We start from the raw sequence: 20860 nt of genomic DNA, 5'->3' as shown, positions 1-20860 counted from the left end.
CTCAACCAATTGATTTTTTTTCAACGTTAAGTAGTGTACCAACTGGACGGTATTTTTTCAACCCAAAAATAAAACTTGTTTTGGAAAGAACCAAAACAAGCTTATTATTTACGTGTATATTCAATTAATCGATCTAATACGGCTTCACGTGTTTTCTCATCAATTGCATCCAATCCAAATATTTCTGACAACCATAAACCATCAATCGCTAAGCGTATAATTGTGGCATCTACGTTATCTTGTTGGTCAGAAGCAATGTCAGATTGCCATTCTTGATATGTTTCTTGTAATGGAGAGAGAAGGGCTTTGTTATTACTGTGAGCTGCTAATATTGCTGAAGTCACTGCTGCGTTTTCATCGCGATGTTTTCTGGTTGCTTCAATATATCCGCGCAAAAGTGCACCTGAATCTTCAGATTCTCTAATATTTTTATCTACATTTTCACGATATTGCGTATTTGCATAGTCAACAAGTCCTTGAATCAATGCCTGTTTACTTTCGAAATGATACAATAGGCCGCCTTTGCTTACACCTGCTCTTTTGGCAACGGCATCTAATGTCAGATAATTAGTCCCTTGTTCATTTACAATATCAATCGCTGCTTGTAATAAATCTGCACGCTTTTTACTTTTGTCCATGCCTGTTCCACCCTTTCTTTTTATAGTTTTATTTTAATACATCCATGTTTTTCGTCCAATATGCCTTTTAAATATATTGTAATATTTAATTTAACAGAAGTCATAAGATTCCTTCTTATCGTGTTCTCGTTTGTCCATGATATAGTGAAAGAAAGGAGGCGTTGAAATGGCTGATTTTCAAAGATTAGATCAGTATTTAGAGGTGGAAATAGGAAAAGAAGCTGTGGATTTAACTACGCTTAACCATTTGATTCGCCATTATATGCTGCATGTACCTTTTGAAGATATCAATGTTCAAAATGGTTGGCCATTAGCATTAACAGATGATGCGATGATGCACAAAGTAGTGGATGAGCATCGTGGAGGTTTCTGTTATGAAATGAATTATTTTTTCAAACATTATTTAGAGTATAAAGGATTTAAAGCAGAAGCGATGTCTGCAACAGTTATGAGTCCGAATGGTTGGGCGTTAGAAGGTTCGCATATGTCATTAATTGTGACAATCGATAAAGTAGAATATGTCGTTGATATTGGTTTTGGAGATATGCCTAAATTTGCACTTCTGTTACATGATTGCCCGAAAAAGGGGATGCATGATGTAATAGGGGATTACAGAGTAGTGTTCGTAGATGAAGCACATTATGATGTGGAAAAATGGTCGGAAACTGAAGATGAATGGAAAATTCAGTATCGCGCATTGTATGAGCCGAAAACACTGGATGATTTTGCAAAAGGCATTGATTTTAATCAGCACAATCCTAAATCACCATTTGTAAAAGGGCTGCTTATTACTAAAGCGACTGAAGCAGGACGTCATACAATGACAGAACGACATCTTACAGTTTTATCTGAAGGGAAGAAAACAATTTTAGATGTTAATGCTGGCAATTATGAAACGTTTCTTTCAAAATATTTTGGAATTCCTAAGATGAAAATTTCGACATTTGATACCTAAGATGTTGAATAGTGAACAAATTAAAAACACAAGCAAATCCCATATGAAGAAAGAGATCCGCTTGCATTAGCGTGCTGATGTTAAGCTGCTGCATCTTTTTTACGGTTATAGTACAATGTACCAGCCCCTAATAAGATAAGTGATATTGGAATGATAGGTGAATTGTGAGGTTCAGAGTGTCCTGAATTTGGCAATTCACTATTTTTATGTTGCTTTTGTTGAGATGAGAACGCAATTACTTTGCTGTTTGCAACATATTGTTGTGTTTGTTTTGCGGGTTCTGCTGCCGGTGCTTTAGTATCACTGAAAGCATTAGTATACTTGATGTCTGACATATCATGATATTGAGTGTTTGCTGTCGGTGCATTGTTTTGGTTGATGTTGTTACTATAAACACTGTTATCAGTTTGGTTATTATCTTTTTCTGGCAAGCTGCTGTGTATTACTGCAAGTTGGTTGATTGCAGTATTGTTATCAATCATTGCGCCTTCTGCAACCATGTCGTTGTGCGATACGTTTTTATCATCTTCTATAAGCGTGCTATTACTATTGTTTGAAACAACTTCTTCTCCGACAGCTGCTTCATTAGGGTTGTTAATCAGCGTATTTTCTGATGAATCCACTTTAGTATCATTATTTGTTTTGTTATCAACTGTATTTGATTCTGATTTGTCTCCAGTTTCTGCGACAGGAGGCTTTCCATTAATGATACGGCTGGCATCATTCGATGCATATTGTGATAAATCTGCTTGTTTTAAGTAATCTGCAAAAACTTTATCTAAAGAAACACCTTCTTCACGTGGGCCGCCCAACATATCGTAACCGTCACCACCAGAAGCAGTGAAATCATTTGTTGTCATATAATATGTGCGTTCAGGATCTAAGGCTTCAAATTGATTTGTCTGCTTATTCAAAACTTCAATTTTTAATACACGTGAGCCTGGTGCTTTATTCATATCATAATAAACACGAATCGATTTTGAAATATGCAAGAAACCGCCGTTTGCACCTAATTTTCCATCTTGAACAGGTGCACTTAAGCTATGTTCGAACATCTTTTGGACATTTGTACCTTTAACTTGAATTTGAGAGATTGTATTACCGAATGGTAAAACTGTGATGATATCACCTAAAGTGACATCTTTGCCTTTCTCAATCGAAGCACGGATACCTCCGCCATTTGTAACTGCAAAGTCGGCTGGGTGAGAAAATCCATTTTGGCTGTATGCTTCCATTGCATCTGTTATCGCATCGCCTAAATTGGTTTCATGAGAACGTACGTCGTCACGTTCACCTTCAAATTGTATAGGGTTATTTGGGATTACAACTTCTGAAACTTGATTATCAAACTTTGCTTTTGCTTCATCCATCATTTTTTGTAATTCAGCATCAGGTTGTACATCTGCTGTATCTTTCACATTAATTAATGAATCATGAACATTTTCAACTTTACCGTTTGTATAATCGAAAGTTATTTTGCCAATATTTTCTAATGCTGTTCCAGTTTGTGCGAGTAATGTATTTTGATTTATTTTTCCATTTTGGATAACCGTATGTGAATGGCCATCTAATACAAAAATTTCTTTGTCTTTAAAGAGCGGATCTTGTGCTAATGTATTTGCCAATGTATCTCCACGCCAAGCTGTTTGGGTAGATGGATCTACACCTAAGTGTGATAAAACAATAAAGATATCAGCTTGGTTATTCATTTGATTCAAAGTATTTTGTACTGCCGGTATAGGGTCAGTGAATGTTACCCCTTTAATGTTGTCAGGATGTGTTTTTACTGCTGTTTCAGGTGTTGTCACACCTACAATGCCGTAACGGATACCATTTTTCTTCACGATTGTATAAGGGTCAAAAAGCAATTTATTATCCTTATATGTATTCGTTGAAAGAATCGGGAAATTTAATTGATCTTTGTATTTTACCGCTTGATCTAAACCAAAATCGAATTCATGATTGCCGACTGCCATTGCATCGTAACCGACACTATTCATCGCCTTAGCCATATCAGCACCTTTTGTATTATTTGAAATTGGCAGACCTTGGAAAGCATCTCCGGAATCCAACATTAAATCTGGATGCTCTTGTTCTTTAATTGTCTTCAATTTAGACATTCCGATGACACGTCCATCTTCACCTAAAATACGGCCGTGCATATCGTTGGTATGCAGAATCTTTGCTTGTTGAGGTGCCTGTTGTGTTTGTGCAGGTGTCTCAGCAGCTTGATTTGAAGATGCTGCAGGTTGTTGTGAAGCGGGAGCTGACAATTGTTGTGTTTGAACCTGATTTGCAGAAGGAGCAGACTGCGCTTTTGCTGTCTGTTGGCCTACTGCTTGTTGGTTTGGCTGCGGTGCTTTTAATTGTGTTGCAGCTGTGTTCTTCTCTTGAGATAAAGCGTTATTGCCTTCTGTTTGTACATCTTTATTAGCAATAGTTGGATTTGTGGTATCTGTTGTTGCTGATTGAGTACCATTATTGTCAGAAGTAGCAACTAATGCTTTTGAAGAGGTTGTTGAAGGCGCAGATGGTGTTGCATGTGTTTGGCCATCTGACGTTCCTGTCTGTGTCGAATCAGTATTGCTTTTTGAATCCGTTGTTGCAGTTGTCTGAACTGTGTTTTGTTGGGGTGGTTCAGCAGTGTTTTCGACAGTTGCTTGATTTGCAGTTTTAGCAGGAATTTCTGCTGCGAAAGCTGAAACATGGAATAATACAAAGAAAGCTAAAACAAAAAACAACGTTTTAAGTAGTGTCTTATGCATGAGTGTCCTCCTAATATTTTATTGCTATACAATTTTCTTCATATATCTAATGTTGTATTAGAGAAATTGTATAATTTTATTTTAACAATACTGTTGTTAATAAAAGGTATGCTTTTTGTAAAATTTAACAAAAATATAGGAGAGAGGTATTGAAATTAAAATAACAAAGAAAAAAGAATGTTTATCATGCGCTTGAAAAGCTTGGAATTATTTCGACAGGCAGTGTGGTTAAGCCTTATATACCAAAAATGAAAACGCTTACTATATTCATTTTTTAAAAGAAAAAAACGAATTGTAATATACTTGTCATCTAATAAACATATTAAGTGAGCTAACAATGTGTATAATAATTAAGTGTATAGGTGGAAAAGAGAGATGATTATCAGTGCGTTCATCATTCAAGGGCAAAGATATAAATGAACTATATCACTGATAGATAGAATATAAAATTGTCAGGAGGCATTCCATTGCAAAAGAAAATTATAGCTGCTGTTATCGGAACAGGAGCGGTTTCTGCGATAGCTACTGCAGGAGCTGCTGATGCAGCAACATATAGAGTTCAAAGCGGGGACTCATTATGGTCTATCGCACAACGTCACAATACGTCTATCGCGAATTTAAAATCACTTAATAACCTAAACTCTAACTTGATTTTCCCAAACCAAGTTCTTAAGGTTTCTGGTTCAAGCGCGTCAACGAGTCGCAATACATCAAACAGTTCAGCTGTTTCAGGCGGCTCAACGTATACTGTGAGAGCAGGTGATTCTTTATCACTTATTGCTTCTAAATATGGGACATCATATCAAAATATTATGAAGTTGAACGGCCTGAATAGTTTCTTAATTCATCCAGGTCAAGTATTGAAAGTGTCTGGAACAGCACCAGCATCTTCAAATACTTCAACAACTAGAACGCAAACAACTACAACAGCGACAAGTTCAACATATACTGTTCAACCTGGTGATTCATTGTCTTTGATTGCCTCTAAATATAATACAACATATCAAAATATCATGAACTTGAATGGTTTAAATAGTTTCTTGATTTTCCCTGGCCAAAAATTAAAAGTAACAGGATCTACTGCAACAGTGACAAATTCACCATCACCAGCAGCATCTACAGGAACAGGCGGTTATTATACACCTGTATTTAATCATTCAAACTTGTACGATTGGGGACAATGTACATGGCATGCATTTAATCGTCGAGCACAAATCGGTAAAGGTATCAGCACTTACTGGTGGAATGCGAATAACTGGGACGATGGTGCACGTGCTGACGGCTATACTGTCGATCATAATGCGACAGTAGGTTCAATTTTACAGTCGGATGCTGGATACTATGGTCATGTAGCATTTGTTGAGCGTATAAATGGGGATGGAAGTATTTTGATTTCAGAAATGAATTATACAAGCAGCCCCGGTATATTAACATATCGTACAATTCCAGCAAGCCAAAAAGGCTACTTCAATTACATTCATTAATCTGTGCAGATATAATAATAAATCTTTCTAGCAAGCCGGAGGTTTTAGGACCTCTGGCTTTTTTGCGTAAAAAAGAATGCTGAGAACTCAGCATTCTGATTAATTTATAATTGTGTGTTTTTATATTCAATTTCATCAGTTTCTGGATTATATTCAACCAATAGATCAAGACCTTTAAAGAACCATTCATCTGATTCATTAATATAAAAAGTAATTCTATCAATAGTAACTGATGCTGATGCATTATTATCATGAGGTTCAATCTTGAAAGCAGTTGTAAAATGTTCGTGTAATCCTGTGTGTACATAAGTTTGTACATAGAAATTAATTTTATCTCCTGGTTCTAAGTCCAATTCATCTCTAAACCATTTTAAAGCTTGATCTGTTACTTCGATTTTCATATTATATTCCTCCTAGATGTTTTTCGTGATGTAATTTAAATAATATATCAGCTAGATTATGAATTAAATCACTATCCAATTTGATTATAGCAGATTTACGTCAAAGCAGATATAAAATTTGATATACTATTAGGAAATAATCATTAAGAAAAAAGGGGAGCCGTTTTTCATGATACGTTGTGTATGTTTGGTAGCAGAAACTGAGAAGCAAATACTTTTAGTACAAGCGCATCACCGTGCGAAATATTATTTTCCAGGAGGTAAAATTGATGCGCTCATTCGTGAAATCTCAGAGGAATTGAATCTTGACCTCATACCTTCAGAACTTGAATACATTGATACGGTAATTGGTCCGGCATATCCGCAAAAAAATGAAGAAACAGAGTTGAACTGTTACCGCGTGCTTTGTGAAGTTGATTGGGAAACGCTTCGTCCAGCTTCTGAAATCACAGATTTAGGTTGGGTAGACAAGAAGGATACAGAGAAAATTGCACCAACAGTTTTAAAATGGATTGAAAAACATAAAAAGGATATGTGACCATTGTAGTGCCCCCAAAAGTTGAACTTTCGGGGGGCAGTACACATCGTCCATATCCTTATATTTTTATTTGAAATCATAATCAATTTCGTCTTTTTGTGCATCATATTCGATATATAAGTCAAAACCTTTGAAGAACCATTCATCTGATTCATTGACATAAAAGCTGATATCTTCAACTGTAGTTTCAGCGGAAGCATTTTTGTCATTCGGATCGAATTTAAATCCTAATGTGAAGTTGTCATGCAACTTGCTGCTTCCATATGTTTGAACAAAGAAATTAATTTTGCCTCCTGGTTCTAAATCAACTTCTTCTTTAAACCATTTTAAAGCATCGTCTGTTATATGGATTTTCATATTCATCCTCCTTGTTTTCTCATTTGTCTATATCATTTTATTTTAATCGATTAAGACTATTTATGGTATAAGACTGATGATAATTCATTTATTTTTCTATAAACTGTTTTACTTTATCTTTAATAGCGATGCCTTGTTGTATGGCTGCTTCAGCAATTCCTCTTCTGATACTTGGGTCAACAGTATTGCCGCCGAGTACTTTTAATTTTTGTAAGACTTCTGAACTTGGAGTAATCGCTAATACCTCTGTATTATGCTGTTTAAGTATGTTGATTTGATCTTCGAGACTTAGAGGAGTATCCACTGGTAAATGAGGTGAAAGGATAATGACCTTTTCAGCCTCAATAGCAAGATCTGCATTTTCCATAGAATATGATCCGCCGTCAGAATAAAGTTTTTCATTAATAGTAGTAGGCGGCCACACACCAGGCAAGGAAGAACTTGCACTTAAGGCTTTATAAATATCAACGTTATCTTCTGCTTTCCAAACTTTTCGCGTATAAGTATCAATGTTTGTGCCGGTTATATGGAGATTAGCGCCCCAATTAATCTGTTGGAATCTATTTTTGATTTGTTGAATATGGACATTTTCATCTAAGCGAGTAACGTGTGTTTTTGCATATTGGCATAACAATGCCACCCATTCATCTCCATCTTTTGCTTGCTTTGAAATTTGGTTATATTTCTCAAAAACCTTATGCATATTGGGTTCAGGATTTTCTTCATTTATCGTCAATTCGATTTGATTTTGCCAAATTTTATCCCAATTCCAATTAGAAGCAATTGCAGCGCCGACTTGTGAACCAGCAGATGTTCCTATAATTGCATCCATCTTTCTTAAATTAATATCTTTTGTATTTAAGCCATATAGTAATCCTAATTCCCAAGCAATTCCGAATTGGCCTCCGCCACCTAATACTAATGTATTTTTCATGACTCTACTCCTTTAATGTACACAGATTATTATTTTTATTATAACTTTTAAAAGGCTGATATCCATCGGTATTAAGCATGATTTTAACAGGATTAGACAAATAGTTTTTGAGCAACTTCTCGCGCTTGTTGAAGTGACAATGAATGATATGAAGCATCTTGTGAAATCGTAGAAGCATTTCCAATGTGTTTTACATAATAGGCTTCTAAAGCTTCTTCATCTTTAAAAAATTGAATATAAGGACAGCAATTAACAGAGCATTGACTATCTGAACATAAATCTTTGTAAAGCACACGAAGGTTAGGGTAGTTTGTAAGATTTTTAATTTCATTATTGTCTACAGATAATTGAATAGGTGTGTTTGTTTCTGCACATACTGCATTTATTTTGATTGGTACTCTAAGTGTATCGCACACTCCAATTGCATCGATAGCACACATAGCATCAACAGTTTGATCATAATCGGGAATTGTTACTTTAAAGTGAGTAGGGTTTAAAGAAAAGGGATAAAGACAAGTGATTTGATCGCCTTCAATATTGAGTACATGCTTTTCTAATAAGGGAATATATTTAGGTTCAAATGGAATAGCTGTAGTCGGATTTTTTAATATATGTTGAATGAGTTCGTTACGAAGTTGTTGTTCTTCTGAATTAAGTTTAGCTTTAAAGTTAAATGTCTTCATTTTTAACCGCTCCTTCTATGTTGTTTTGTTAAGCGTAATGATTTCGATTTAAGTTTAAAGCCTATAGTGAAAAAGTGCAAAAAATTAAGCAGCTCGCTTTATGAACGAACTGCTTGTTAGTATTTATTATTTACTGCGCAAAGCTTTGAAGCGGTTGTAAGATGTTGCGAATACCGCTATTAAGTTGCTGAATGAAAATACTTTAGTTAGGAAGCGGCCTGATTTTAATGCTGTGTAGAAATCAAGAATTCCACCGATTACATTAATTGCTAGACCGACTTGTGATAATTTACGGCTTTTAGTATGGCTGACATTATTATAGATTTCAATACCGAACCCAACTACATTTAAAACGTTGGATAAACGACGTAAGTTTGATTTAGGTTGTTTTGCCATCATTTATGGCCTCCTTATTTCAATTTTTTCAGTATCATATATTATAACATTCATTACCATTTCAGACGACGATTACACTCACGCAAACCTTCATCACCAAAGGGTTATTCAAGTTAAAGTTGTTTGTCCGAAGTTGATTGCGCTGCTGTTTTGTCAGGATGACGATGAATGAGCCAAGCAGTAATCCAAGCGGTAATTGGGATGCTGAGGGCGACTGCGATACCTCCGAATAAAATAGATACAAATTCTTCTGTGAAGATTTTGGCATTGATGATATGGCCAAATGAGTAATTGAGTTTAAAGAACCAGAAGAAAAGTGTTAACTGACCCCCGAAATAGGCGAGGTAAATAGTATTGGCTGAAGTTGCCAATATTTCTCGTCCTACACGCATTCCAGATTGGAAAAGTTCTGTACGACCCAAATTTGGATTTGTTTCGTGCAATTCATACATCGGTGAACTAATGGTAATTGCTAAATCCACTACTGCAGCAATAACCGCGAGTACGGTAGTGAAAACCATAAATTGAATCATATTAATACCGATATTCATCGAATAAACGTAGGTTTCATCTTGTTGTTCAGTCGCAAAACCTTGTAAGTGACCAGTTGCTACAGCAAAGTAAATAACGCCTAATAGGATGGCGGTTGTAATACAAGTCCCAATAAAGGCAGCTTGAGTTTTTACATTATAACCATTCAACCCAAATAAATTAAGGCTGGCAACTGTGATACAAAAGAGTATCGCTACGATTGGAATCGGTAATTTTAAGACAATTGCTACGAGTGCAATAAGCACCATTAAAAAGTTGAGAAAGAGCATGCCGTAGGAAACGGCACCTTTCTTACCTCCGAAAATAACCATCAAAATTAAAAGGATTAAAGCCAGGATTAATACTGCATTCATACACGTTCACCTCGCAATTTTGCCCAAAGCTGCATTAGTACAATTGTAATCGGGATTGTTAAAACAATACCAATTCCACCGATTAACGCACGTGCAATTTCTAAAGACCAGTTCATAGAAATAGTATAGGTAATCGTATTGGCATTTCTCAGATAAATCAACATCATCGGCAGACTGCCTGCTAAGTATGAAAAAAGCAGGATATTAGTCATTGTTCCCATAATATCTTGACCGATATTACGACCTGCTAAAGCCCAACGTGTCATATCAATTTCAGGCGTACGTCTCCAGATTTCATACATACCGCTGGCAATGGTAATGGCTACATCCATAACAGCGCCGAGTGTGCCGACGATTACTGAAGCTAAGAAGACTTCCTTAGGCGGCAAGGTCAAGAAACTCATCGTTTCATACTTAATGCCGGATCCGCCAGTAGAGCGAATGACGATTTCTGCGATACCTACACATAAGAAAGTGCCGACAAGTGTACTTGCGATGGTGATAGCGGTTCGCCAATGCCATCCTGTTACTAATAGCAAGGTTACAGCTGTTGCTAGAATAACTGCAATACTCATAAGCAAGAACAAGCTCGTATTTGGAAATGTATTGTGTATGGCAATCGCACCAATGACAGCTGCTGTATTGAAAACGAGTGACAATATGGACTGAATACCAACTTTACGCCCGACCCACAATACAATAAAGATAAATAGACCCGTCATTGCAACAACTAAAGTATCACGCTTTTTTTCAATAATATTTGCATCACTTGGATGTTTATTAATATGCAAAAGTATTTTGTCATGTGTATTGAATTTTTCTGAATCGGCTTGGGATGCATAGTAAGTATTATTGATGTGACCGATTTGACCCTCGAATTTACCGTTCAGAACTCGGATTGTTAGTTCGTCAGAATGTTTTGTGTCTTTATTATGATGTTCATCAGTAACTTGTTCCGTGTTCAAGTGTTTAACCTTTGTAACTTCACCTATCGGCATGTGATAAAAACGTGCATTATTCAAGGTGAATAGTAAACTTCCTATAAAAAGCGCTATAAAGATAAGTAATACCCATGTAAAAGGCTGATTCAATTTATTTTTATATGACATGATGTTAAAACACCTCATGAATTTGTATAGATTAAATAGACAACGCGATTATACGCTTAATAAATTGAGAATTCCAATGATTATATAGAAGAATAGTTTTTTCATTAAAAGAAATAACATGAATAAACCATTTGGTTGTCTTCTTTAAAATAAAGATGAGACTGCCATAAATGTACATGAGAAGGATTCAGTCGTGCCAGAGAAAGATTTTTGAACATGTTAATGATAAACAGATGTATGTGATAATAAAGCATTGATTTCATCTTGCAACGCCTTTAATTCAGGTTTGTGGTTATCTTTATGAATTACCGCACAAATTGTACGCTTTAATTCAGTATGGTTTAAAGATAAGCGTGCCCAAGCATCATTTTCTTTCAATAAGGCATACTGAGGAGCCAACACATAGCCTCGGTTTTTCTTTAAGAGATAACTGGCTAGACGAGTAGAAGAAATACGATATACATGGTTTCTTGTCGCATGTTCTATTTGCTGAATGAGCGCATCCGGCATTTCAGATAAAGAAAAAAGCGTGCTTTGATTTAATTGATTAAGCGGAGGGTGCGTTGCAGATGCTAATGGATCTTGCTTTGGAACATATAATACATAAGAATCTTCAAATAAAGGTGTAATGATTAAATCATTATTTCGTTTTAAATCTGAAGATAAATCCATAAATGCAACATCTATATCTCTTGTGAGCAGCATATGAAGGAGCTCTTTATTATCTTTCATTAAAGGCAAAAGCGTTGTTGTATATTCATTTTCAAATTTTTGAATGAGCAGTGTCAGTAATTCTGAGACATAACTTTCAATATAACCGATTTTAATGTGTTTTGACTCAATTTCTTGTTCTTTTTGAAACATTTTTAAAGTTTGCTCGCTTTGTTCAACAATTTTTGAAGCTTCTGCAAGAAAACGTTGGCCTGTTTCGGTTAAGTAAATATGTCTGCCTTCTCGTCTGAAAAGAGAGACATTCAGTTCGTCTTCTAATTGAGAAATTTGCCTGCTGATTGCGGATTGGGCGATGTTCAGTTCTAAAGCTGCTTCTGATAAATGTTCGCGTTTTGCGACTTCTATAAAATATTTGAGTTGTTTAAATTCCATATTCTGCACCCCGCTTATTGTTCTAATAATTAGAATAATATCATCTAATATTTATATTGAACAGAGGAATAGCCTTCTATATCATAATACTTATCAATAAAAATCTGAAAATTCATACAACATATAAAAGGAGGAGCAAGCATGGGCAGAGAAACACAGAATCAAGGTTTATATGATCCGCGAAATGAGCATGATGCTTGCGGTATTGGCTTTTATGCCAATATGGATAATTTACGGTCGCACGATATCGTGATTCAATCACTAGAAATGCTGCGTCGCTTAGACCACCGAGGGGGGATCGGTGCAGACGGCATGACAGGTGATGGTGCTGGGATAATGACGGAAATTCCATTTGATTATTTTGAAAAACATACTGATTTTAAGCTTCCTGAAGAAGGAAACTATGCAGTAGGGCTATTTTTTACAAATTCACCAATAGAAGGTTCGAGGCATGAAACGGTGTTCAGAGCCTATTTTGAAAGCGAAGGTTTAAAGGTTATCGGATATCGGGACGTTCCTGTTGAAGTGTCAGCAGTGCCGCCTCACGTTGCAGAAACAATGCCTTATATTCAACAAATATTCATTGATTTGAAGCACAGTGCAGACGCAGAGAAACGTTTGTATCTTGCGCGTAAACAAATTGAATTTTATGGTGCTGAACAAGAACTGGAACTTTATTTTACGAGTTTGTCATCGAAAACAATTGTTTATAAAGGGTGGTTGCGTTCAGACCAAATTAAAAGCTTATTTATAGATTTAAATCACCCGGATTATGTTTCTAAACTTGGATTAGTCCATTCACGCTTTAGTACGAATACATTTCCAAGTTGGAAACGTGCACACCCTAACCGTTTGTTGATGCATAACGGAGAAATTAATACAATCCGCGGTAATATTAACTGGATGCGTGCACGTCAGAAACGTTTGATTCAAACATTATTTGATGAAAGTGATCAACAAAAAGTACATGAAATTTTAGATGTAGACGGTAGTGACTCTTCAATAGTAGATAATGCTTTAGAATTTTTATCACTTGCGATGGAACCAGAAAAGGCAGCAATATTGCTAGTGCCTGAACCTTGGCAATATAGCAAAGCGAATCAAAGTTCAGTGCGTGCATTTTATGAATATTATAGCTATTTAATGGAGCCATGGGACGGGCCGACTATGATTGCTTTTTGTAATGGCGATAAAATCGGAGCACTGACTGACCGCAATGGTTTGAGACCAGGTCGTTATACTATCACAAATGATAATCATATTATCTTTTCATCTGAAGTGGGTGTGATAGACGTTGACGAAAAAGATGTTGCATTTAAAGGTCGCTTAAATCCAGGACGATTATTGCTGGTAGATTTTGAAAAACATGAAGTGGTACATAACCATATTTTGAAAAAAGAAATTGCAGATGAATTACCTTATGAAGATTGGTTAGAAAAGCATAAAGTCAATTTGAACTTAGATGTACCTTTTGAATCTAAAGGATGGAATGCTGAGAAACTACAACAACTACAAAAGCAATTCAGTTATACACGAGAAGAAATTCATAAGTACATGAAAGAATTAGTTGAAGGTAAAAAAGATCCGATTGGAGCAATGGGTTATGATGCACCGCTAGCTGTATTAAATGAACGTCCAGAATCTTTATTCAATTATTTCAAACAGTTATTTGCACAAGTTACGAATCCGCCGATTGATGCATACCGTGAGAAAATTGTAACGAGTGAGTTGTCGTATTTAGGTAAAGAAGGGAACTTGCTGGTTCCAGGTACAGATGCTTTGAATCGTTTGCAATTGAAGCATCCTGTTTTAACAGAAGCACAACTAAAAGCAGCTGAATCAGGACCTTTTAATATCAAATGTTTATCAACTATCTACACTGGTGATTTAGAGTCAGCTTTAGAAAATTTAAAAGAAGAAGCGATAAAAGCTGTTAAGCAAGGGCATGACATATTAGTTTTAGATGATAGCAAATTGCAAGATGAACCAGGATATGCAATACCGATTTTATTAGCAATTAGTTATCTGCATCAAGCATTGATTATTGAAAATTTGCGTCAAGAGACAAGTCTTGTCGCAAAAGGCGGAGAAATCCGCGAAGTACACCATGTAGCATGTTTGTTAGGGTATGGTGCGAATGCTGTTGTTCCTTATCTTGCGCAAGAAACAATTGCAGCATTGGTCAGTCAAGGGGAATTATCTGGCGATGTTGCTGAGCAAGTAAAGGTTTATACCGATGTTTTAGCTGAAGGTGTTATTAAAGTTATGGCCAAAATGGGGATTTCAACTGTACAAAGTTATCAAGGGGCACAAATTTTTGAAGCAGTTGGACTCTCAAAAGAAGTCATCGATAAGTATTTCACAGGAACACAATCAAAACTTTCCGGTTTAACGATTGAGTTGATTGACCAAGAAAATAAAAAACGTCAAAGCCGAGAAGAAGCACATTTGGATTCAGGCAGTACATTCCAATGGCGTCAGCAAGGTCAATATCATGCTTTTAATCCTACGACTATCAGATTATTGCAGCAAGCATGCCGTGAGAATGACTATAATCTTTTCAAAGAATACTCTCAGAGTGTAAATGAACACCGTACAGACCATATTCGACAGCTGATGAAATTCAAATCAAGAAGTGCAATCAATATCGATGAAGTTGAGCCTGTAGAAGCAATTGTACATCGCTTCAACACAGGGGCAATGAGTTATGGTTCTATTTCTACAGAAGCACATTCTACTTTGGCAGAAGCCATGAACCAAATTGGAGGCAAGAGCAACAGTGGTGAAGGCGGTGAGGAACCAGAACGTTATATTTCAGGTCCTCATGGAGAAAATTATACAAGCTCTATTAAACAAGTGGCATCTGGACGCTTTGGAGTAATAAGTGATTATTTACAACATGCAACTGAAATTCAAATTAAAGTTGCCCAAGGCGCTAAACCAGGGGAAGGCGGACAGTTGCCAGGTACTAAAGTTTATCCGTGGATTGCTGAAATTCGAGGATCTACACCAGGGATTGGATTAATTTCTCCACCACCGCATCATGATATTTATTCAATTGAAGATTTAGCACAATTGATTCATGATTTGAAAAATGCGAATCCAAAAGCAAATATTGCAGTGAAATTAGTATCTAAAAGTGGTGTCGGAACAATAGCAGCAGGTGTTGCAAAAGCTTTCGCAGACAAAATCGTTATCAGCGGTTATGACGGCGGAACTGGTGCTTCACCTAAAACGAGTATTCAACACGCTGGACTGCCTTGGGAAATCGGTCTAGCAGAAACGCATCAAACTCTTATGATGAACAATTTGCGTTCTCGTGTAAGGTTAGAAACAGACGGTAAACTTTTAACAGGACATGATGTTGCTTATGCATGTGCTTTAGGCGCTGAAGAATTTGGTTTTGCAACAGCACCGTTAATTGTACTAGGTTGTGTCATGATGCGTGTGTGCCATAAAGACACTTGTCCAGTCGGTGTGGCGACACAAAATGAAGATTTGCGCGCCCTATTTACAGGACGTGCGGATCACGTGGTGAATTTCATGCATTTCATTGCGCATGAATTACGTGAAATCTTAGCTGAGCTTGGTTTGCGTACAGTGGATGAATTGATTGGACGTTCAGATTTACTTGAACCTTCATCAGAAGTGCATAGTGAAAAAGCGCGTTCACTCAACGTGGCACCACTATTGCATCAAGAGCAAGGCCCACGATTTAAAGAAATTGAACAGTTGCATCATTTAGAAGAAGGTTTTGATGCAGCAGAATTGATTCCAGATGCAGAGGCTTCTATTCTCTCTGGAACTAAATTCAGAGGACATTATAATTTGTGCAATGAGCAGCGTGATGTTGGTGTAACTGCCGGTAGTCTGATTACTCAAGCACATGGAGCGGAAGGTTTACCTGAAGATACGATTTATGTTGAAACGACTGGCCATGCTGGTCAAAGTATTGGTGCATTCACACCATCTGGATTAACTATCCATCATACAGGCGATGCTAATGATTATGTTGGTAAAGGTTTGTCCGGCGGTAAGATTATTATCAATGCACCGAATGAAGAACGAGAAGAAAATATTATTGCCGGAAATGTATGTTTCTATGGTGCATCAAGCGGTAAGGCTTTCATCAACGGTTATGCCGGCGAACGATTTTGTATCAGAAACAGCGGAGTTCATGCTGTTGTAGAAGGTATTGGAAATCACGGATTGGAATACATGACAGGGGGACGTGTCGTTGTCTTAGGTAATGTTGGGGATAACTTCGGTCAAGGTATGAGCGGCGGTGTCGCATATATTTTCCCTGATGACGTCGAACAATTCAAAGCGTACCATGCATTAGAAACGTTAGATTTTGATGCGTTATCGCATCCAGAAGAATTTGAAACATTAAAAAACATGTTAGAAGAACATGCGGCATATACAGGAAGTAAGAAAGCTAAAGCGATTTTAGCTGATTTTGATAATATTGTTGATTATGTAGTGAAAGTAATACCTAAAGATTATAAATTAATGATGCATAAGCTTGAATTGCATCATCGTCAAACTGAAAATAGCGAGCAAGCAGTTTTAAATGCTTTTTATGATTCAAGTACAGAAGTGACATCAGATGAACCATTTTCAGCTGTTTATTAACGGAAAGGAAGGAGTGTTTTAAATGGGAGAATTTAAAGGTTTTATGAAATATGACAGACAAGCACTGCCTGAGCTTTCGTTAGCAGAACGTTTAACGAGTCATGTAGCATTCCAACAATGTTTCTCTAAAGAAGATGCTGCGCTGCAAGGTGCGAGATGTATGGACTGTGGTACTCCATTTTGTCAAACAGGACAGCTGGTTGAACGTGATACAGTAGGATGTCCAATTGGAAATTATATACCGGAATGGAATGACCTTGTTTATCATCAAGATTATAAAGCGGCGTATGAGCGGCTTTCAGAAACAAATAACTTCCCTGATTTTACAGGAAGTGTTTGTCCAGCACCTTGCGAACAATCTTGTGTGATGAATATCAATCGAGATCCAGTGGCCATTAAAGGTATTGAGCGTACTATAATAGACGAAGCATTTGAAAATGGATGGGTAGAACCGCGTGTTCCTTCACAACGCATAGCACAACGTGTTGCGATTGTCGGCAGCGGTCCAGCAGGTTTAACGGCAGCTGATGAATTGAATGCAAAGGGGTATGAGGTGACCGTTTATGAACGGGCACGTGAAGCAGGCGGATTATTAATGTACGGCATTCCTAATATGAAATTGGATAAAGAAGTGGTCCGACGACGTATTCGATTGATGGAAGAAGCGGGCATCCGTTTTGTTACAAATACAGAGATTGGAAAAGATATCTCAAAAGAGGCGCTTGAATCTGAATATGATGCCATCATCGTTTGTACCGGTTCACAACAAGCAAGAGACCTTCCGTTAGAAGGACGCATGGGATATGGTATCCACTTTGCAATGGATTATTTAACAGAACAAACACAAATCGCGAATGGAGAATTGAAACCGGAAGATGCAGAGATTTGTGCAGAAGGTAAGAATGTTATCGTGATAGGTTCTGGTGATACAGGGGCTGATTGTGTAGCAACTGCATTGCGAGAAAATTGCAAAACTGTTGTACAGTTCAATTATCGTACAAAGCTGCCTGAACGTTATGAAATTGAAGGTAATCCGTATTGGCCATTGTCTATGCCTGTATTTAAAATGGATTATGCGCATAAAGAAGCGGAAGAGCGCTTTGGTTTTGAACCACGTGCTTATGGCGCGCAAACGATGCGTTATGATGTAGATCGCATTGGCAATGTTCGAGGTGTTTATACGCAAACATTGAGAAAAATTCCAGATGGCAGTACTAAAATTGATGATACTGAAAAACACTGGCCAGCTGATTTAATATTACTGGCAATTGGGTTTATAGGTACTGAAAATACTGTGCCGAATACCTTTGATTTGCCGACTGAACAAAATAAAATTGTAGCAAATGAAGTTGATTATACGACGAATCAGCCTCACATTTTTACAGCAGGTGATGCCCGTCGCGGACAAAGTTTAGTTGTGTGGGCAATTAAAGAAGGTCGAGGCGTAGCAAAATCTGTTCACAGATATTTGCAAAAACAGCTTGTTTTAAGTTAATAAAAAACACTAATAGAGGGGGCAGACACCCCTCTATTTTAATGCAATATGAAATTGTCAATATGAATTGTGTAAAATTTTCTTGTAAAATTTATTGACATTTATAAGGGGGTATAATATGATGTTTATTGTGCTTATTGGAGGAATACCCAAGTCCGGCTGAAGGGATCGGTCTTGAAAACCGACAGGGGCTTAACGGCTCGCGGGGGTTCGAATCCCTCTTCCTCCGCCATTATAAATGAAATCCAAGACTAATAGATATAAAAAGGCAATCATTCAATTTTCGTATTGAGTGCTTGCCTTTTTAATTTGTATTTTAATAACTGAAATAATGGTTGTTCAATTTAATAGAGGTATTTCATATGAAGGTTTACCATAGTTCGAAATAAGGAATTAAACAACTATTACATAATGGAGGGTATTCCCATGGAAATTAAAGTAGCAAGTATCTTTGTAGACAATCAAGATCAAGCGTTAAAGTTTTATACTGAAATACTAGGTTTTCAAAAGAAAGCAGACGAACCTGCTGGCGAATATAGATGGATAACGGTTGTTTCTCCAGAAAACCCGGACGGGACAGAATTATTATTGGAACCTAATAATCATCCAGTAGCCAAAGCATATCAAGAAGGCTTAAAAGAAGAAGGTATTCCATGTACGATGTTTGATGTAGAGGATGTACAAGCAGAGTACCAAAGATTGAAAGAGCAAGGGGTAGGTTTTACAATGGCGCCTATGGATTACGGTAGTGGTGTGAAATTCGCAATTTTTGATGATACTTGCGGTAATCTTGTCCAAATTATTGAACGAAAAAAATTAGAAAAATAATAAGGTGTGAAGTGATGGGAAAGGCTAATCCCATCACTTTTTTTAGGTTAAAGCAGAATTTTTTTGAATGAGCAATTTTTATTTTTCGTTGAAAGCCTTTACATAACTTGTCTAGACAAGTACAATAGATTCAAACATAAAACAAAGGGAGTGAGTCGGATGGCTGTTAAAGATAAAGACGTTAAACAGATTGTGGAGGCAATCGGTGGCGCGGAAAACGTAGAAACGGCAACACACTGTGTGACGCGATTACGCTTAGTATTAAAAGATGACGATAAAGTAAATAAGGATAAATTAAATGACAATCCGCTTGTTAAAGGACAATTCAAAGCGGATAACCAATATCAAATTGTTATCGGCCCTGGGACAGTCGATGAAGTATATAAAAAATTCATGGATGATATTGGCAAAGAAGGTGCTTCAAAAGATGATGTAAAAGCAGCTGCTGCGAAAAAAGGTAATCCAATCCAACGTTTGGTTAAATTACTCGGAGATATTTTTATTCCTATCTTGCCAGCCATCGTAACAGCCGGTTTGTTAATGGGTATCTATAACCTGTTAACAATGAAAGATTTGTTCGGACCGAAACCTTTAACTGAACAATTCCCGCAGATTCATGACTTTGCAGATATTGTGAATGTTATTGCGACAACAGCATTCATCTTCTTGCCAGCTTTGATTGGTTGGAGTAGTATGCGCGTATTTGGAGGGAACCCAGTACTTGGTTTGGTATTAGGGCTTGTATTAATGCATCCGCAACTTGTTTCGCAATATGACTTAAACCAAGGATCAAAAATTCCGGTTTGGCATATTTTTGGACTAGATATTAAACAATTGAACTATTTAGGACAAGTTTTACCTGTATTATTAGCTTCATATGTACTTGCCCAGATTGAGAAGGGCTTAAATAAAGTGGTTCATGATTCAATCAAAATGCTGGTTGGAGGACCGATTGCATTATTAGTAACAGGCTTCTTAGCATTCTTAGTCATTGGACCGATTGCATTATGGATCGGTACAGGTATTACTGATGTAGTAACATTCTTATTCAACCGCGCAGGCTGGTTAGGTGGCGCAATCTACGGATTGTTCTATGCTCCATTAGTAATCACTGGTTTACATCACATGTTCTTAGCAGTAGACTTCCAATTAATGGGAAGCAGCTTAAAAGGAACTTACTTATGGCCAATCCTAGCAATTTCAAATATTTGCCAAGGTTCAGCAGCGTTTGGTGCATGGTTCGTATATAAACGTCGTAAAATGGCAAAAGAAGAAGGCTTAGCATTAACTTCAGGTATTTCAGGCTTACTTGGTGTAACTGAACCGGCTATGTTTGGGGTAAATATCCCATTGAAATATCCATTTGTTGCAGCGATTCTTACATCATGTGTTTTAGGAAGTATAATCGGTGCAAGTAAAGTACTAGGAAATGTAGGCGTTGGCGGTGTGCCGGCTATCATTTCTATCCAGAAAGAATATTGGATGGTATATGCAATTTGTACAATCATTGCGGTTATCGTGCCAGCTGTCTTAACGGTTATCTTTTCTAAGTTCGCTAAAAACAAAGCAAAAGAAATGGTCGATTAAGTAATAAAAACGTTAAAGTAGAAATAAAAGTACATTTGAGCGTAGG

Annotated in this window: 17 protein-coding genes and 1 tRNA gene; 8 read left to right on the top strand and 10 right to left on the bottom strand. The window is 36.9% G+C overall.

Annotated elements, in window-relative coordinates:
• Positions 1 to 104: 104 nt before the first annotated feature.
• A complete protein-coding gene (locus DYE31_RS12135) occupies positions 105 to 638 on the bottom strand; it encodes a TetR/AcrR family transcriptional regulator (protein WP_012664121.1) in 534 nt (177 codons plus the stop codon).
• A 166-nt stretch (positions 639 to 804) separates the two neighbouring features.
• On the opposite strand from DYE31_RS12135, the gene DYE31_RS12130 reads away from it, so the two are divergent.
• A complete protein-coding gene (locus DYE31_RS12130) occupies positions 805 to 1593 on the top strand; it encodes an arylamine N-acetyltransferase family protein (RefSeq protein WP_012664122.1) in 789 nt (262 codons plus the stop codon).
• An 80-nt stretch (positions 1594 to 1673) separates the two neighbouring features.
• Here the strand turns inward: DYE31_RS12130 and DYE31_RS12125 are convergent, their stop codons facing one another.
• Entirely contained in the window at positions 1674 to 4358 is a 2685-nt protein-coding gene (locus DYE31_RS12125; protein WP_012664123.1) for a 5'-nucleotidase C-terminal domain-containing protein, read from the bottom strand.
• Positions 4359 to 4825: 467 nt separating this feature from the next.
• On the opposite strand from DYE31_RS12125, the gene DYE31_RS12120 reads away from it, so the two are divergent.
• The gene (locus DYE31_RS12120; protein WP_012664124.1) at positions 4826 to 5842 is read left to right on the top strand and encodes a LysM peptidoglycan-binding domain-containing protein; all 1017 of its coding nucleotides are present in this window, start codon (positions 4826 to 4828) and stop codon (positions 5840 to 5842) included.
• Between the two features lie 104 nt (positions 5843 to 5946).
• Here the strand turns inward: DYE31_RS12120 and DYE31_RS12115 are convergent, their stop codons facing one another.
• Positions 5947 to 6243, bottom strand: coding sequence for a HesB/YadR/YfhF family protein (locus DYE31_RS12115; RefSeq protein WP_012664125.1), 297 nt, complete (start codon positions 6241 to 6243; stop codon positions 5947 to 5949).
• A gap of 169 nt (positions 6244 to 6412) precedes the next feature.
• On the opposite strand from DYE31_RS12115, the gene DYE31_RS12110 reads away from it, so the two are divergent.
• Positions 6413 to 6781, top strand: a complete 369-nt coding sequence (locus tag DYE31_RS12110) for an NUDIX hydrolase (protein WP_012664126.1) — start codon at positions 6413 to 6415, stop codon at positions 6779 to 6781.
• Between the two features lie 66 nt (positions 6782 to 6847).
• On the opposite strand, the gene DYE31_RS12105 is transcribed toward DYE31_RS12110, so the two are convergent.
• From DYE31_RS12105 to gltC, 7 genes are all read right to left on the bottom strand, one after another.
• The gene (locus tag DYE31_RS12105) at positions 6848 to 7138 is read right to left on the bottom strand and encodes a HesB/YadR/YfhF family protein (protein WP_012664127.1); all 291 of its coding nucleotides are present in this window, start codon (positions 7136 to 7138) and stop codon (positions 6848 to 6850) included.
• Between the two features lie 88 nt (positions 7139 to 7226).
• Positions 7227 to 8072: a patatin-like phospholipase family protein gene (locus DYE31_RS12100; protein WP_012664128.1), complete on the bottom strand. Its 846-nt coding sequence runs from the start codon at positions 8070 to 8072 to the stop codon at positions 7227 to 7229.
• Between the two features lie 92 nt (positions 8073 to 8164).
• Positions 8165 to 8755 (bottom strand): organomercurial lyase, encoded by a 591-nt coding sequence (merB, locus tag DYE31_RS12095; RefSeq protein WP_012664129.1) that lies wholly within the window; start codon positions 8753 to 8755, stop codon positions 8165 to 8167.
• 126 nt (positions 8756 to 8881) lie between these two features.
• Positions 8882 to 9154 (bottom strand): hypothetical protein, encoded by a 273-nt coding sequence (locus DYE31_RS12090; protein ID WP_012664130.1) that lies wholly within the window; start codon positions 9152 to 9154, stop codon positions 8882 to 8884.
• A 110-nt stretch (positions 9155 to 9264) separates the two neighbouring features.
• Positions 9265 to 10056, bottom strand: coding sequence for a YibE/F family protein (locus DYE31_RS12085; protein ID WP_012664131.1), 792 nt, complete (start codon positions 10054 to 10056; stop codon positions 9265 to 9267).
• Entirely contained in the window at positions 10053 to 11165 is a 1113-nt protein-coding gene (locus DYE31_RS12080; protein WP_012664132.1) for a YibE/F family protein, read from the bottom strand. Before DYE31_RS12080 ends, DYE31_RS12085 begins: the two co-directional genes overlap by 4 nt.
• Before the next feature lie 219 nt (positions 11166 to 11384).
• Entirely contained in the window at positions 11385 to 12269 is an 885-nt protein-coding gene (gltC, locus tag DYE31_RS12075) for a glutamate biosynthesis transcriptional regulator GltC (RefSeq protein ID WP_012664133.1), read from the bottom strand.
• Positions 12270 to 12410: 141 nt separating this feature from the next.
• On the opposite strand from gltC, the gene gltB reads away from it, so the two are divergent.
• From gltB to treP, 5 genes are all read left to right on the top strand, one after another.
• Positions 12411 to 16904 carry a glutamate synthase large subunit gene (gene gltB / locus DYE31_RS12070; protein ID WP_012664134.1) on the top strand — a complete coding sequence of 1498 codons (4494 nt, stop codon included), beginning with the start codon at positions 12411 to 12413 and terminating at the stop codon, positions 16902 to 16904.
• 22 nt (positions 16905 to 16926) lie between these two features.
• Positions 16927 to 18399 (top strand): glutamate synthase subunit beta, encoded by a 1473-nt coding sequence (locus DYE31_RS12065; protein ID WP_012664135.1) that lies wholly within the window; start codon positions 16927 to 16929, stop codon positions 18397 to 18399.
• A 139-nt stretch (positions 18400 to 18538) separates the two neighbouring features.
• A tRNA-Ser gene (locus tag DYE31_RS12060) sits at positions 18539 to 18631 on the top strand.
• Positions 18632 to 18825: 194 nt separating this feature from the next.
• Entirely contained in the window at positions 18826 to 19227 is a 402-nt protein-coding gene (locus DYE31_RS12055; RefSeq protein WP_012664136.1) for a VOC family protein, read from the top strand.
• A gap of 159 nt (positions 19228 to 19386) precedes the next feature.
• The gene (gene treP, locus DYE31_RS12050; RefSeq protein WP_115314396.1) at positions 19387 to 20814 is read left to right on the top strand and encodes a PTS system trehalose-specific EIIBC component; all 1428 of its coding nucleotides are present in this window, start codon (positions 19387 to 19389) and stop codon (positions 20812 to 20814) included.
• The last annotated feature ends 46 nt before the right edge of the window (positions 20815 to 20860 follow it).

The organism is Staphylococcus carnosus (assembly GCF_900458435.1).
Taxonomy (GTDB): domain Bacteria; phylum Bacillota; class Bacilli; order Staphylococcales; family Staphylococcaceae; genus Staphylococcus; species Staphylococcus carnosus.
This window is presented reverse-complemented; position numbering and strand designations above follow the sequence as displayed.